The sequence below is a fragment of the Streptomyces sp. CB02959 genome (assembly GCF_002803155.1).
In the GTDB taxonomy this organism is placed as follows: Bacteria; Actinomycetota; Actinomycetes; order Streptomycetales; family Streptomycetaceae; genus Streptomyces.
On record NZ_NNBP01000014.1, the window covers coordinates 28,429 to 41,761 of the forward strand.

General features: G+C 72.8%; 13 protein-coding genes. 5 read left to right on the forward strand and 8 right to left on the reverse strand.

From position 1 onward, the window contains the following. The 7 genes from CG747_RS22645 to CG747_RS22675 form a co-directional block, all read right to left on the reverse strand. Positions 1-746: DMT family transporter (locus tag CG747_RS22645; RefSeq protein WP_100603794.1), on the reverse strand; the 746-nt coding region annotated here is incomplete at its 3' end. Further along, complete coding sequence (locus CG747_RS22650; protein ID WP_100603632.1) at positions 743-2,062, reverse strand: PLP-dependent aminotransferase family protein; 1,320 nt, start codon at positions 2,060-2,062, stop codon at positions 743-745. The genes CG747_RS22645 and CG747_RS22650, both read right to left, overlap by 4 nt. Further along, positions 2,059-2,976 carry a phytanoyl-CoA dioxygenase family protein gene (locus CG747_RS22655; RefSeq protein WP_100603633.1) on the reverse strand — a complete coding sequence of 306 codons (918 nt, stop codon included), beginning with the start codon at positions 2,974-2,976 and terminating at the stop codon, positions 2,059-2,061. Before CG747_RS22655 ends, CG747_RS22650 begins: the two co-directional genes overlap by 4 nt. Further along, positions 2,973-4,154, reverse strand: a complete 1,182-nt coding sequence (locus CG747_RS22660; RefSeq protein ID WP_100603634.1) for an alpha-hydroxy acid oxidase — start codon at positions 4,152-4,154, stop codon at positions 2,973-2,975. The genes CG747_RS22655 and CG747_RS22660 overlap by 4 nt, the downstream gene beginning before the upstream one ends. Then, entirely contained in the window at positions 4,151-5,248 is a 1,098-nt protein-coding gene (hppD, locus tag CG747_RS22665; RefSeq protein ID WP_100603635.1) for a 4-hydroxyphenylpyruvate dioxygenase, read from the reverse strand. Before hppD ends, CG747_RS22660 begins: the two co-directional genes overlap by 4 nt. A gap of 86 nt (positions 5,249-5,334) precedes the next feature. Beyond that, positions 5,335-6,051 carry a dihydroxyacetone kinase subunit DhaL gene (gene dhaL, locus CG747_RS22670; protein WP_100603636.1) on the reverse strand — a complete coding sequence of 239 codons (717 nt, stop codon included), beginning with the start codon at positions 6,049-6,051 and terminating at the stop codon, positions 5,335-5,337. 396 nt (positions 6,052-6,447) lie between these two features. After that, entirely contained in the window at positions 6,448-7,122 is a 675-nt protein-coding gene (locus CG747_RS22675; protein WP_257980638.1) for an IclR family transcriptional regulator, read from the reverse strand. 388 nt (positions 7,123-7,510) lie between these two features. Here CG747_RS22675 and CG747_RS22680 point away from each other — a divergent pair, with 388 nt between their 5' ends. From CG747_RS22680 to CG747_RS22695, 4 genes are all read left to right on the forward strand, one after another. Next, positions 7,511-8,755 (forward strand): amidohydrolase, encoded by a 1,245-nt coding sequence (locus tag CG747_RS22680; RefSeq protein ID WP_100603637.1) that lies wholly within the window; start codon positions 7,511-7,513, stop codon positions 8,753-8,755. 143 nt (positions 8,756-8,898) lie between these two features. Then, the gene (locus CG747_RS22685) at positions 8,899-9,330 is read left to right on the forward strand and encodes a helix-turn-helix domain-containing protein (protein WP_100603638.1); all 432 of its coding nucleotides are present in this window, start codon (positions 8,899-8,901) and stop codon (positions 9,328-9,330) included. Then, positions 9,327-10,208 carry an alpha/beta fold hydrolase gene (locus CG747_RS22690; RefSeq protein WP_100603639.1) on the forward strand — a complete coding sequence of 294 codons (882 nt, stop codon included), beginning with the start codon at positions 9,327-9,329 and terminating at the stop codon, positions 10,206-10,208. The genes CG747_RS22685 and CG747_RS22690 overlap by 4 nt, the downstream gene beginning before the upstream one ends. Positions 10,209-10,407: 199 nt before the next feature. Continuing rightward, positions 10,408-11,631, forward strand: coding sequence for a cytochrome P450 (locus tag CG747_RS22695; protein ID WP_100603640.1), 1,224 nt, complete (start codon positions 10,408-10,410; stop codon positions 11,629-11,631). 49 nt (positions 11,632-11,680) lie between these two features. Here CG747_RS22695 and CG747_RS22700 read toward each other — a convergent pair whose 3' ends face one another. Continuing rightward, on the reverse strand, positions 11,681-12,523 hold the full coding sequence (locus tag CG747_RS22700; protein WP_257980639.1) for an Lrp/AsnC family transcriptional regulator: 843 nt from the start codon (positions 12,521-12,523) through the stop codon (positions 11,681-11,683). Here CG747_RS22700 and CG747_RS47370 point away from each other — a divergent pair. After that, a complete protein-coding gene (locus CG747_RS47370; protein WP_257980640.1) occupies positions 12,425-13,240 on the forward strand; it encodes a M20/M25/M40 family metallo-hydrolase in 816 nt (271 codons plus the stop codon). The genes CG747_RS22700 and CG747_RS47370 overlap by 99 nt on opposite strands. Positions 13,241-13,333 lie beyond the last annotated feature (93 nt).

Below are 13,333 nucleotides of genomic sequence, written 5' to 3' on the forward strand. Positions count from 1 at the left end.
AGCACCATCGCATAGGCGGCGCGCTCGCCGCCGATCCGGCCGAGCAGGGTGAGGTACGCGCCGAAGCCCACCACCGACCCGAAGACCGCGAGGTAGAGCAGTGAGCCGGTGTACTTCAGGGTGGGTTGGAACAGCGCGCCGTGCCCGGAGAAGGCCGCGAACGGGGCCATCAGCAGCGCCCCGTACGCCATGGCGTAGCCGGTGCCCTGCACCACCGGGATGCCCGCCGCCTGGGTCTTGCCGGAGACCACGTTGCCCAGGCAGAAGACCAGGGTGCCGATCGCGGACAGGACGATGCCCTGGCCCGAGCCGGAGGACAGGCCGAAGTTCTGGAACTCCGGCCAGAACACCGTGACGATCCCCAGCAGTCCGACGGCCCCGCCGACCAGCATCTTCGCGGCGATCGTGCGCCGGAAGAAGACCCGGGCGAAGACCATGTTCACCAGCAGCGACATGGCGAAGACGATCGAGACCAGTCCGGTGGCCAGATACTGCTCGGCGAAGTAGAAGCAGACGAAGTTGGTGGAGAACATCAGCCCGCCCATCAGGACGAACTGTCCGTGCACCCGCAGCGGATAGCGCAACGGCAGTCCGCGCAGCCTGGCCCAGGCCAGCAGGATCACGGCGGCCAGCGCGAAGCGGTACGCGATCGACGCCGTGGGGTGCACATCCCCCAACTGGCCTTTGATCGCCAGCCAGGTGGAGCCCCAGATCAGCACCGTCACCACGTACAGGACGGCGTTCATCCGCAGCTCCCTTCCAGCAGCCCGACCAGCCGGCGGGCGCCCTCGGCCACCTGATCCGGCGTCAGATAGCTGAGGGAGAGGCGCATCTGGTGACGTCCGCCGTCACCGTCGGGATAGAAGTAGCTCATCGGTGTCCAGATCACTCCGTGTTCGCGGGCGGACTCTTCCAGCAAGGCATTGTCCGCCGGAACCGGCAGGGTCAGGGTCAGGAAGAAGCCGCCCGCCGGCACGTTCCAGCTGATTCCGGCCGCCTCCCGCCGCTCGCGGGGGAGCAGCCGGTCGAGGCTGTCGAGCAGGGTCCGCAGGTTGGACCGGTAGAAGTCCGCGGCGGGCTTGTTGGCCTCCCGCAGCCGGAAGTCGTGGCTGAGCAGCATGCCGCCGATGACCGCCTGGCTGAGCGCCGGGGTGTTCACCGTCACCATGCCCTTGATCTTCGACAGTTCGTCGGCCAGCAACGTGCGACTGCCGTCCGGGGCCTGCACCTGCTGGTCGGCGATCACGTAGCCGACCCGGGCGCCGGGGAAGCAGGTCTTGGCGAACGAACCGAGGTAGACCACCCGCCGCCGCTCGTCCAGGGCCTTGAGCGTGGGCAGGCCGGTGCCGTTCGGGGTGAAGAACCCGTACGGGTTGTCCTCCAGGACGAGCAGGTCCTCGGCCTCCGCCAGTTCCAGCAGCCGGCGGCGCGCGGCGACCGGCAGGCAGGTGCCGGTCGGGTTGGAGAAGTCCGGCACCACGTAGAACGCCCGCGGCCGCTTCCCGGCGGCGCGCAGCTCGGCGACCGTCCGCCGCAGGATGGCCGGATCGCATCCCTCCGGGCCCTCGGGGACGTGGACCGTCTCGATGTCCAGCAGCCGGGCCGCGCCGGTGATGCCGACGTAGCAGGGCGAGGAGACCAGCAGGACGTCGGACGGGTCGGCGAACAGGGCGCGCAGGACGAGGAACATGCCCTCCTGCGCGCCCACCGTGACCACCAGGGACGCCGGGTCGGCGGTGATGCCCTCGTCGTTGTGCAGGGCGCGGGCGACCAGTTCGTGGATCTGCCCGTTGGTGCGCCCGTACTGGAACAGCAGGGTGCGGACCTGGTCCGGGGTGCAGCCCCGCTCCTCGGTGAGGTACCGCTGGTAGGCGGTGAGGTAGTCGCCGATCCGCTCGACCTCGAAGAGCCCTTCGTAGGGGCGGCCGGGGCCGAAGGAGATCGCCTCCGGGTAGCGGGAGGTGACCTCGTTGAGGAAGTTCATCACCTCCATCAGCGGATCGGCGAGCGAGCCGTGCAGGGTCCCGGCCGGCAGCACGGTGGTGGGGGGATCCTGGCTCACCTGGCGTCCTCCCACAGGACCGGGCAGAAGTCGGGGTCGGTGTAGTCGGGGTTGCCGGCCGCGTCCCGGCGGACCAGGACGTCGTTGTTGTAGACCACCAGGTCGCCGGTGGACAGCTCGTAGGGGCGCCACTGGTTGGTGCGGTCCTGGAGGTGGAGGGAGATGGCGCGGCGGGGCCGGTCGCTGACGTTGTGCCCGCTGCCGTGGTAGGTGCGGCAGTGGTGGAAGCTGATGTGCCCCTTGGGGATGGTGACGGGCACCTTGCGGACCTCCGCGCCGTTGAACGCGGCGTTCTCCGCCAGCATCTCGTCCAGTTCGGACCGGTCGCGGTCGGCGAAGTGGCGGCTGGTGGAGTCGTCGCCGCCGATCTCCTTCCAGCGGTGGCTGCCGTCCACCATCGTGATGGTGCCCATCTCCTCACCGCAGTCGTGGAAGGGGACGAACGCGGTGAGCATCTCGTCGGAGGAGCAGGTCTGCCAGTAGTGCCGGTCGAAGTGCCAGGGCACGATGTTGCGCGTGTCGTCCGCACGCGGGGGCTTGTGGATCAGGGTGCTGTTCCACAGGCGTATCTGGCTGGTCCGCGAGATCCGGGCGGCGACCGCCGCGATGATCGGCTTGGCCAGGATGGAGCGGATGGTGTCGTCCTCGTAGAAGATGTAGTCGTTGTGCCGGTGCACATCGCCCTTCTCCGGCTCCCAGTACGCCAGCCGCGGCGGCCGGGTCGGCAGGGTGCGGTCCCGGTGGCCGGTGTAGAAGCGGTCGGCCGCGGAGTCCAGCAGGTCGACCTCTTCGTCGGTGAGCAGCTTGTTCGACAGGTACCAGCCGTGCTCCTGGAAGAACTCCACCTCCTCGTCGGTGGGCAGGAGCTCCCGCTCGGCGGCGGTCAGCGGGAAACGGGTGTCGTCGGTGGTCATGCCGGGTCCTTCGTCTCGGTGGTGTGGGGAGGTGCGGTGATGGTCAGGTGGTGCGGCCGGTCCCCGCAGGGGTGCAGCAGATCGCGGGTGACGGCGTCGAGGCGGGGCCGGCCGGTGAGGGCCATCGCCTCCTCCAGTTCCGCGCGGAGGGTGGTCAGCACCCGCTCCACGCCGGTCTCGCCGTCGACGGCCAGACCCCACAGGACGGGCCGGCCGACCAGGACCGCGCGGGCCCCGAGCGCCAGTGCCTTGAGCACGTCCGTCCCGCGCCGGATCCCGCCGTCGACGAGTACCTCGCACCGGTCGCCGGCGGCCGCGACGACCTCCGGCAGGGCTTCCAACGCCGGTACAGCACCGTCGAGTTGGCGTCCCCCGTGGGTGGAGACGACCAGCCCGGCCACGCCCAGTCCGGCCGCCCGGTCGGCGTCCTCCGCGGTGAGCACGCCCTTGAGCACCAGCGGCAGATCGGTCAGCGACCGGAGCCACGCCAGGTCGTCCCAGGTGAACGTGGCGTCGTGGTGCTGGGCGGCGTGTCCGGCGAGCGTGGAGCTGCCGGAGCGGCCCTGGTGCAGCCCGGCTGTGTGGTCCTGGTCGAGATTGGCCGGGCGGATGTGTGGCGGAAGCCGGAAGCCGTTGCGGAGGTCGCGTTCCCGGCGGGCCATCCGCGGGGTGTCGACGGTGATCACCAGGGCCTGGTAGCCGGCGGCTTCGGCCCGGCGCACCAGGGACGCGGTGACCTCCCGGCGGCGCAGCACGTACAGCTGGAGCCACAGTGGTCCGGTGGCGGCCTCGGCGATCTCCTCCAGCGGTGTGCTGGCGAAGGTGCTGGCGATGGTGAGCGCACCCGCCGTGCCGGCCGCGCGGACGGTGGCGGTCTCGCCGTCGGGGTGGACCAGCCGGTGGTAGGCCATCGGCGCGATGCCCACGGGGAAGGCCACCGGCCGGCCGAGCAGGGTGGCGGTCGGGTCGCAGTGGTCCACGTCGACCAGGGCGCGCGGGCGCAGCCGGTAGCGGCCGTAGGCCGCGCGGTCCTCGCGCAGGGTCACCTCGTCGCCGCTGCCGCCGGCGATGTAGTCCCACACCGGCCGGTCCAGCCGGGCGCGGGCCGCGGTCTCGTAGTCCCGCGGGTTCAGCAGCAGGTCGGGCCGGGTGCCGGGGGAGGCGGCCGGCGCGGTCACTCGCCGGTCCTGGCCGCGGCCCCCGCCGGTACGGCGTTCTCGGCGCGCTCCCGTTCGACGGCCTCGTAGAGGGCCTTGATGTTGCCGCTGCCGAAGGTGCGGGCGTCGAGCCGCTGGATCAGCTCGAAGAACACCGTTCGGCGGGCGTACGGGGACCGGGTGAAGACCTGCACCAGCTGGCCCCACTCGTCCCGGTCGGCGAGCAGCCCCAGGTCCTGGAGGACCGCCGGGTCGACGCCCACCTCGATGCCGCGCTCGGCGAGCGAGGCGTAGTAGCCGGCCGGCGTGCCGAGCAACTCCACGCCGGAGCCGCGGAGTTCGCGTGCGGCGGTGACGATGTCGTCGGTGGCGTAGGCGAGGTGCTGCACGCCCGGGCCGTCGAAGCCGTCGAGGAAGTCGTTGAGCTGCCCGCGGTCGCTGACCGGGTCGGGTTCCACCATGGTGAAGGTGATGCCCCGGGTCTCGTCCTGGACGACCTTGGAGGCCATCGCCTGCCCGCCGACGACGATGTACTCGTCGTAGGTGTGCTTCAGGCCCAGCGCCCGGCCGTAGAAGTCGACCATGGTGTCCAGGGAACCGGGCCGCAGGACGAATGCCAGGTGGTCGACGGACCGCAGCAGCCCGCGGTCGGCCGCGCCGTCGTCGACGGGCAGGAACCGCCCCGGCAGGAATGGGACTGACGGATCGTCACGTTGGATGAAGGTGTGCACCAGGTCGTTGGTCGCGGCGATGGTGGCCCGCACGACCCGGCCGCCCGCGTCCTCGAACGTCTCGGGCCCGGAGACCGGGTCGGCCCCCGCGGCCACCGCACGGGCGAAGTCGCCGGCCGCGTCGGTGGACCGCAGGGCCACGTCGCGGACGCCGTCCCCGTGCCGGCGGACGAAGTGCGAGGCGGCGTGGTCGGCGTGCAGGGCCGAGGTCAGCACCAGGCGCACCCCGCCGTGGGCCAGCACGAGCGAGCGGGCGCCGGCCAGCCCGGTGAGCGGTCCGGCCTCGGCCACCACACGGAATCCGTAGGTGCCGCAGTAGTAGTGGGATGCCTGATTGACGTCCCCGACGAAGAACTCGACATGGTCGACGGAATGGGCGGTCACACTGATCCAATCTCTTGTGCGGAAGGGTGGGGAGGCGCACCGGACCGCCCCGCCGGCGGAACGCCGCGCGGGGGGTGGCCGCGAGGTCAGGGCAAGGGGGTCGCCGGTGCCCCCGCCGCCTCGGCGAGGGTGCGGAAGACGTAGCAGGTCGAGGTGGCGCCCGGATCCTGGTGGCCGATGCTGCGCAGTCCGAGATACGCGGCCCGGCCCTTCCTGGCCTGGAGCGGGACGGTGGCGCGCATACCGTCCTCGGCCGCCCGGGCCGCGGCGCGGGCAGAAGCGGGGAAGCCGGCGCCGGACTCCGCGGCGGCCCGGAAGGCGCTGACCGCGGGGGAGCAGGCGTCGATCATGGTCTTGTCGCCGGGCACGGCCGCGCCGAGCCGCTGCACGGTGGCCAACGCGGCGGTGAGGCCGGCCGCGAACTGCCGGGTGTCGACCTCCGGCGCGGTGCCGAGGGCCTCGCCCAGTGTGCGGAAGGCGCCCCCGTACAGGGGTCCGGAGGCGCCACCCACCACGGACAGGAGGGTCTTGCCCGCGGCGGTCAGCGCGGCGCCGGGGGAGGCCGGTGGACGGGACGGGGCGTCGAGCGTGACGCGTACGGCGGCGAATCCGCGGGCCATGTTGACCCCGTGGTCCCCGTCCCCGATGGCCGAGTCGAGTCGGATGAGGTGGTCCTGCTGCTGGTGCATGGCCGTGCTGACGCGCCGCAGCCAGTCGAGGACGACGGCATGGTCGGCCGTGTCCCGGCCGGGCGTTTCCGCACGGCCCAGTAACGTCTCGGGCTCCCCCGCAGGCTCCCGCATGGCAGGCGCTCCTTCGATCCCCCGTGCCGCAGTGCTGAGCGGCCACCGGATTACCATCGCATTACCGAAAGGCGTTCGGCATTACCGAATGCCGATAGGAAGCAAAACGCAGCGACCCTGACCACGTCAAGGTTTTCCCGCACAAGTGATCGCGGGCTTGACGGTGGGTGGGGTCAACGGTGGCCTGCGGCGGGCACGTTGATGAACCGGCGGTGACGTGCCGGCGGGGCGGGGTGGCGCGGCGAGGACGGGTCCTTCGGACCGTGCGGGGTACGGCCAGGTCGCCAGTCGGCGTCAACCGTGAGCGTGCAGGCCCGCGTTGCGCGGTGCGCCGAGGTCCCGCGACAGGCTGCGGGCGACCTCGCGCACCGCAATGGCGTGTTCCGGGCGGACGTTTTAGGCCATCAGGCGTTCCACCGGGCCCACCAGGCCCAGTCCGCCGACCACTTCGCCGGTGCGGTCGAAGACCGGCGCCGCGATCCCCGCGTCGCCGAGCGTCAATTCGTTCTCGTCCACCGCATATCCGGTCGCCCGCGCCCGTTCCAACTGGGCCTCCAACCGCGTCTGATCGTCGAGGCTGAAGCCGGTGACCGGCGGCAACCCGCCCGCCAGGAGCGCGTCCCGGCCGTCGGCCGGCAGGAAGGCCGCGATCGCCTTCCCCAGCGCGCAGGCGTGCCAGGGCAGACTGGCCCCGGTCTCCAGGACCTGCACCGCCCCGCCCGGCCGGAACGCGTGGTGGACCACCAGGACCTGACCGTCCGCCAGAATGCCGGCCCAGACCGCCGCGTCCGCCTGTGCGGCCAGCCGGTCGGCCCAGGTCACCGCGCGGGTCCGCAACTCGTGCGAGTCCAGGTAGGCGTTGCCCAGCGTCACCAGGCCCGGTCCCAGCTGGTACTTGCCGGTCTCGCGGTCCTGTACGACCAGCCCCTCCGCCTCCAGGGTGCGCAGCAGCGCGTGGGCGGTCGGCTTGGCCACGCCGACCCGGTCGGCGAGCTCCGTCACGCCCAAGCGCGGTGTCGCCGTGGCGAGTTCCCGCAGTACGTGGATCGCCCTGTGCACCGCCTGGACCATGAACCACTCCTTGGTCGGTATTGCTGAACGGCGTTCCGAGCCGTAGGGTCCTCGTTCATGACACCGCTGGTGGGCATCGTACTGGTGCCGCGCCGTGCGGAGTTCGCGCCGAGGGCAGGTCCGTGGGCCGTCGCCCGGGCCGCGGAAGAGGCCCGGGGCATCGGCGAGTTCCGACGGGGCGGCCCGCCGCCGGGGCCGTGCGGTACCGGCGCCCCCTTCCGCTCACGCCGGCCGCCGCTCGCGCCACCGCAGCCCATGGACGGCGCCCATAGACCGCGCCAATAGCCGCCATCGGCACTGCGTCATTGCCCCGCGGGCCACCGTCGATCAAGGTGGAGGGCGTCGTCGTCCACCGCCCGTGCCCCGACCAGAATTGCGGACCGTCACCATGACCTCACCGAGCGCCGAGCAGTACTGCCCTCACACCGTCGTCTTCCGCGACATCCGGCCCTTCGGGGGTCCGCCCGTCGACCTCACCGTCGTCGACGGCGTGATCGACGAGGTCCGCGCCGTGGCCGACGGCGGCGCCGCCGGGCCGGGTCCCTGGTCGGCGGTGGCGGAGGAGGTCGACTGCGGTGGCATGCTCGCGCTGCCCTCGCTCGTCGACGCGCACATCCACCCCGACAAGACCTCCTGGGGCGAGCCCTGGTACACCCGCCGCCGCCCCGCCCACGGCATCGCCGACCACGTGCAACAGGACGTCGAGCTCTACCGGTCCCTGCCCACCCCGGTCGGCGTGCGGGCGCACCGGCTCATGGCCCACGCCGCGGCATCCGGCACCCGTGCCATGCGCGCGCACGCCGACGTGGCCCCCGCCTACGGACTCGAAGCCCTCGCCGGCGTCAACGAGGCGCGCGACGCCCTCGCCGGAGTCCTCGACGTCCAGATCGTCGGCTTCCCCCAGCACGGCCTGCGCCAGGCACCGGGGACCGACGCACTCCTGGACGAGGCCGCCCGCGGCGGCCTGCTCGACCTCGTCGGCGGCATCGACCCCGCGGGCTTCGACGACGATCCCGAGCACCTGGACACCGTCTTCGCCCTCGCCGAACGCCACCGCCTCGGGGTGGACATCCACCTGCACGACCGCGGCGAGCGGGGCCTCGCCCCGCTGCGCGAGATCATCGCGCGCACCCGCGCCCTGGACATGGGCGGCCACGTCACCGTCAGCCATGTCTTCTGCATCCCCGGACTGGGCCCGCGCGAGCTCGACGAACTGGCCGGCGAACTGGCCGCGGCGGGCGTGTCGCTGACCACGGTGGCCGCCGACTCCGTGTCGGTCCTGCCGCACCGGCGACTGCGCGCCCACGGGGTGCGGGTCGGCATCGGCTCCGACGGCGTGCGCGACGCCTGGAGTCCCTTCGGCACCGCGGACATGCTGCACCGCGCCCACCTCCTCGGGTACTGCACCGGCGCCCGCCTCGACGAGGAACTCGACGCGTGCTACCTGGCCGCCGCCCACGACGGGGCCGCGCTCGTCGGGCTGCCCACGGTGGACCTCGCGCCCGGTGCGCCCGCCGACTTCCTCCTCGTCGACGGTGAGTGCCTGGCCCAGGCGGTGGTGGACGTGCCGCGTCGGCGGATGGTCGTCCGGGCCGGCCGGGTGGTCGCCCGCGACGGAGCCCTCTGCCGGTGAGCGGACGGATCGGCCCGGTGCCGACGGGGCCGGCCGAGTGTGACGGGTGGCCGGATCGGCTTCCCTAAAGGACTCCACCACCTACCTCATTTTCCTTAACCTTCCCTATTTGCGTTGCCGATAGGGAAGGTTAAGGTATTTTCATGAGTGATCGTCTGTACTCCGTGGAGCAGGTGGCCGAACGGCTGGGCCTGCACGCACGCACCGTCCGCAACTACGTGCGCGACGGGCGGCTCCCCGCGGTCCGCATCGGCAAGCAGTACCGCATCGCGCACGAGGACCTGGAGACCTTCACCGGGCGACCGGTGGACGCGCCCGAGAGCGGAACGGCGGGGCGGCAGCGCCATACCGAGGTGTCGAGCATCGTGGAGATCGAGGACATCGACCCCCGGACGGTCGACCGGCTGACCGTGCTCCTGATGACCGCGACCGCCGGACGCGGACCGGAGGAGCGACCGCTGCGGATCGAGACGGTCCACGACAAGGACCGGGCCCGGATGAAGGTCATCGTCCTGGGCGGACTGGCCGACACGGCCCGGCTGTTCGACTACATGGAGGGGGTACTCGAGTCATGAACACGAGCGAGGGAACGGGCACCGCAACGGCCGCCGGGACGGGCGCGCTCTACAAGTCCCAGGCCGGGGCGGCGGAGGTCCTGCGGCACTACCAGGAGGCACTGGACGCCTGGCCGGTGCCGGCCGAGCGGATGCGGGTGCCGACCCGGCAGGGCGAGACCTTCGTCGTCGTCTCCGGCCCGCCGGACGCGCCGCCCGTGGTCCTGCTGCACGGCTCGGGTGCCAACGTGACGATGTGGCAGGACGACATCGCGTCCTGGTCGCGGCACTTCCGCACCTACGCCGTGGACGTCATCGGCGAGCCCGGTCTGAGCGCGCCGGTCCGGCTCCCGTTGGCCTCGGACGCCCACGCGCGGTGGATGGACGACGTGTGGGAAGGGCTCGGGATCTCCACCGCGGCCGTGGTGGCGACCTCCCTCGGCGGGTGGCTGGCGCTGGACTACGCCGGCCGCCGGCCGGGGCGGGTGACGCGACTGGCGCTGCTGTGCCCGGGCGGCGTGGGGCGGCAGAAGATGGGCGGCGTGGTCAAGTCGGTGCTGCTGCGTGCCTTCGGCCGCAAGGGGGTCGCCCGCTCGGCGCGCTCGCTGGCGGGCCTGGAGGATCCCGCGCTCCAGCCCGTTCTCGACACCGTGATCCGCAACTTCACGCACTTCAAGCCGCGTACCGAGCGGCTGCCCGTCTTCCCCGACGAGGCGCTGCGTGGACTGGGCATGCCGGTACTGGTGATCGCCGGGGACCGGGACGCCATGTTCGACTCCGCGGAGACCGCTCGGCGGGTGCGCGCCTGCGTACCGCAGGCCACGGTGCACCTCCTGCCCGGGGTCGGCCACGCCGTCTTCGGCCAGACCCGGACGATCGAGGAGTTCCTGCGCGCCTGACGACCCCGACACCGGAGCGCCGCGGGCGGTGCCCTCGGATCCGTGCCCGCCCAGGAGGCGGGCACGGTCCGGTGAGCCGCCCCGGAGCGGGCATCCGGTGCCGGACACACCGGCGGTCGGGCATGCGCCCCCTTGCGCCCCCGCGCACCCCGGGGGGCTCTCTGGACGGCCCCCGGGTCGGGCCTTAGCGTCACGCGTCGTGACGAGCATCCCGCAGGCACCTGACATCCTGTCACCAGAGTTCGCGACCGACCCCTACCCGGCGTACCGCGTACTGCGCGAGCACTACCCGCTGCTGCACCACGAGGGCACCGGCAGCTATCTGATCTCCCGATACGAGGACGTCGAACGGGCCTTCCGTGAGCCCGTGTTCACCAGCGACAACTACGACTGGCAACTCGAACCGGTACACGGCGGCCGCACCCTCCCGCAGATGAGCGGCCGCGAACACGCCGTACGCCGGGCCCTGGTGGCCCCCGCCTTCCGCGGCCGGGAACTGCGCGAGACGTTCCTGCCGATCATCGAACGGAACGCCCGCGAGCTGATCGACGCGTTCCGCGGCGCGGAAGAGGTCGAGCTGGTGGGGCAGTTCGCCACCCGCTTCCCGATCAACGTGATCGTCGACATGCTCGGACTGGACCGCGCCGACCACGACCGCTTCCACGGCTGGTACACCGCGGTCATCGGCTTCATCGCCAACCTCGCCCAGGACCCCGGGGTCGCCGCCGACGGCCGCCGCGCGGGAGAGGAGCTCGCCGCCTACCTGCACCCGGTCATCCGGCAACGCCGTGCCGCGCCCGGCGACGACCTGCTCTCCCGGCTGTGCACCGCCGAGGTCGAGGGCATCCGGATGACCGACCAGGACATCACCGCGTTCGTGAGCCTGCTGCTGTCCGCGGGCGGCGAGACCACGGACAAGGCCATCGCCCTGACCGTCCGCAACCTGCTCGCCCACCCCGACCAGCTCGCCGCGGTCCGCGCCGACCGCTCGCTGATACCCGCCGCCTTCGCCGAGACGCTGCGCCACACCCCGCCGATCCAGATGATCATGCGGCAGCCCGCCGCGGACGTCACCCTCAGCGGCGGCACCGTGCCCGCCGGCGCCACCGTCACCTGCCTGATCGGCGCCGCCAACCGCGACCCCCGCCGCTACGCCCGGCCCGACACGTTCGACGTCTTCCGCCCCGACCTCACCCCGGCCAACGCCTTCAGCGCCGCCGCCCAGCACGTCGCCTTCGGCCTCGGCCGGCACTTCTGCGTGGGCGCCCTGCTGGCCAAGGCCGAGGTCGAGACCGGCGTCAACCAACTCCTCGACAGCTTCCCCAACTTGGGGTTCGCGGACGACACCGCACCGGCCGACGCGGGCGTCTTCACCCGCGGACCGCGGCAGCTCCGGCTACGCCTCGGCAGCGCCCGGGGATGAGCGACTCCGGTGGACTCGGGACACCCGCACCGCCCGCCGCCGGGCAGGGTCACGCCCCCGCGGAGTGGCTGCCCGCCCACGGGTCCACCGGGACCACCCCGGTCACCCTGCCCCGCGTGTCCAGCAGCCGCCCCATCAACTTGGTCTGCCGCAGGACGACCGAGCGGTCGCGCAGGACCAGCTGCGGCAGCCGCTCGCCGAGCTGGGTCTCCAGCCGCTGCACGTCCGCCACGGTGTGCAACCACACCGTGAAGAGGAGGTTCTGCGGACCGGTCACCGAGGAGCACAGCCGGACCTCGGGCAGCGTGAGCAGCACCCGGACCGCCTCCGGCAACCGCTCCGCGGGCACGCTCGCCCACAACGTGGCGGACACCGGCCACTCGGTCAGTTCGCGCGCCACCTCGCAGCGCAACGCCAGATCGTGGTCGGCGATCAGCCGGCCGACCCGGCGGCGGACGGTGGGCGCACTCAGCCCGACCGCCCGGCCCAGAGCGACCGCGCTCGCCCGGCCGTCCCGGGACAGCTCGGGCAGCAGCGCCCGGTCGGTGCCGTCGAGGGGCACCGCCGTGCCGGAGCGCGGCGGCGGCGCGGCGGCGGTCCGCAGCTGCTCGCCCTGGCCGGCGGTCAGCACCCGCAGCCGCCACCGGCTGCCCTCGCCGTAGAGGCGGGTGGCGATCCCCGCGCGGGTGGCGGTGACGCCGGGCAGCACCGCGATCGTGCCCAGCAGCAGCGCGGAGAGTTCGCCGAGGCCGGGCACGAAGGCGGTGATCAGCAGGTCGCGGCCGCCGGCCATGTGCTCGACGGTGGCGACCTGCGGGACGGTGGCCAGCGCCTGGGCGACCGCCTCCACGCTGCCGGACCGGCAGTCGATCTCGATGAAGGCGGTGACCACCCGCTCCAGGAGGCGGCGGCCCGGGTAGCCGGTGACCCAGGCCAGCCCGGAGCCCTCCAGACGACTCCAGCGCCGGGCCGCGGTGACCGGGTCGATGCCGAGGACCGGCGCGACGGTCTGCCAGGACGCCCGTGGGGAGATCTGCAACGCATGGACCAGTCGCGCGTCGAGACCGACCAGGACACCGGTTTCCTGCATGAGTGCCGCCTCGCTGTGTCTTTCCTGCATTCCCAAGGTATTCCGTTTGCCCCGCTCACGGCGGTGCGCAGCATGTCCTCCCAGCCGGGCAGGCAGCCCGGCACGGGCGGCCCAGGGAGGTCCCGGGCCCCGTGGGGAAAGAGGTACGCGATGACTCCAGCGGTCGCCGAAAGCGGTACGCAGACCGGAGGGGCGGCCGCGGAGTTCGCTGAGCTGTACCCGGTGACCGTCAACGACCACGCCGAGGCGGAATTCGCCGCGCACACCGTACGGGAGGCCCTCGGCGAGGAGCGCTTCGCCCCGCTGCCGCAGCCGTTGCACGGTTCGGAGGACTTCTCCCGGGTGCTGGCCGAGGCCCCCGGCGCGATGCTCACCCTGGGCGCCCCGCCGGCCGGCGCCGACCCCGAGCACAGCCCCAACAACCACTCCCCGCTGGCCGAGTTCGACGACGCGGTGCTGGCGGACGGCGCGGCGGTCTACGCGGAACTGGCGGCCCGGCGGCTGACGCACACCGGATGAGGTGCGGGCGCCCGGTCCGCGCCGGCGGAGCGTACCGCCGGCGCGGACCGGGCGCACCCGGTGCCGCAGGTCAGCCGTGCGGTGACCTGCGAC

Excerpts from the sequence above, each read along its gene's own strand:
- CG747_RS22655 (WP_100603633.1), bottom strand. The coding sequence starts at position 2,976 with ATGACCACCGACGACACCCGTTTCCCGCTGACCGCCGCCGAGCGGGAG.
- CG747_RS22690 (WP_100603639.1), top strand. The coding sequence starts at position 9,327 with ATGAACACGAGCGAGGGAACGGGCACCGCAACGGCCGCCGGGACGGGC.
- CG747_RS22680 (WP_100603637.1), top strand. The coding sequence starts at position 7,511 with ATGACCTCACCGAGCGCCGAGCAGTACTGCCCTCACACCGTCGTCTTC.
- dhaL (WP_100603636.1), bottom strand. The coding sequence starts at position 6,051 with ATGCGGGAGCCTGCGGGGGAGCCCGAGACGTTACTGGGCCGTGCGGAA.
- CG747_RS22685 (WP_100603638.1), top strand. The coding sequence starts at position 8,899 with ATGAGTGATCGTCTGTACTCCGTGGAGCAGGTGGCCGAACGGCTGGGC.
- CG747_RS22675 (WP_257980638.1), bottom strand. The coding sequence starts at position 7,122 with ATGGTCCAGGCGGTGCACAGGGCGATCCACGTACTGCGGGAACTCGCC.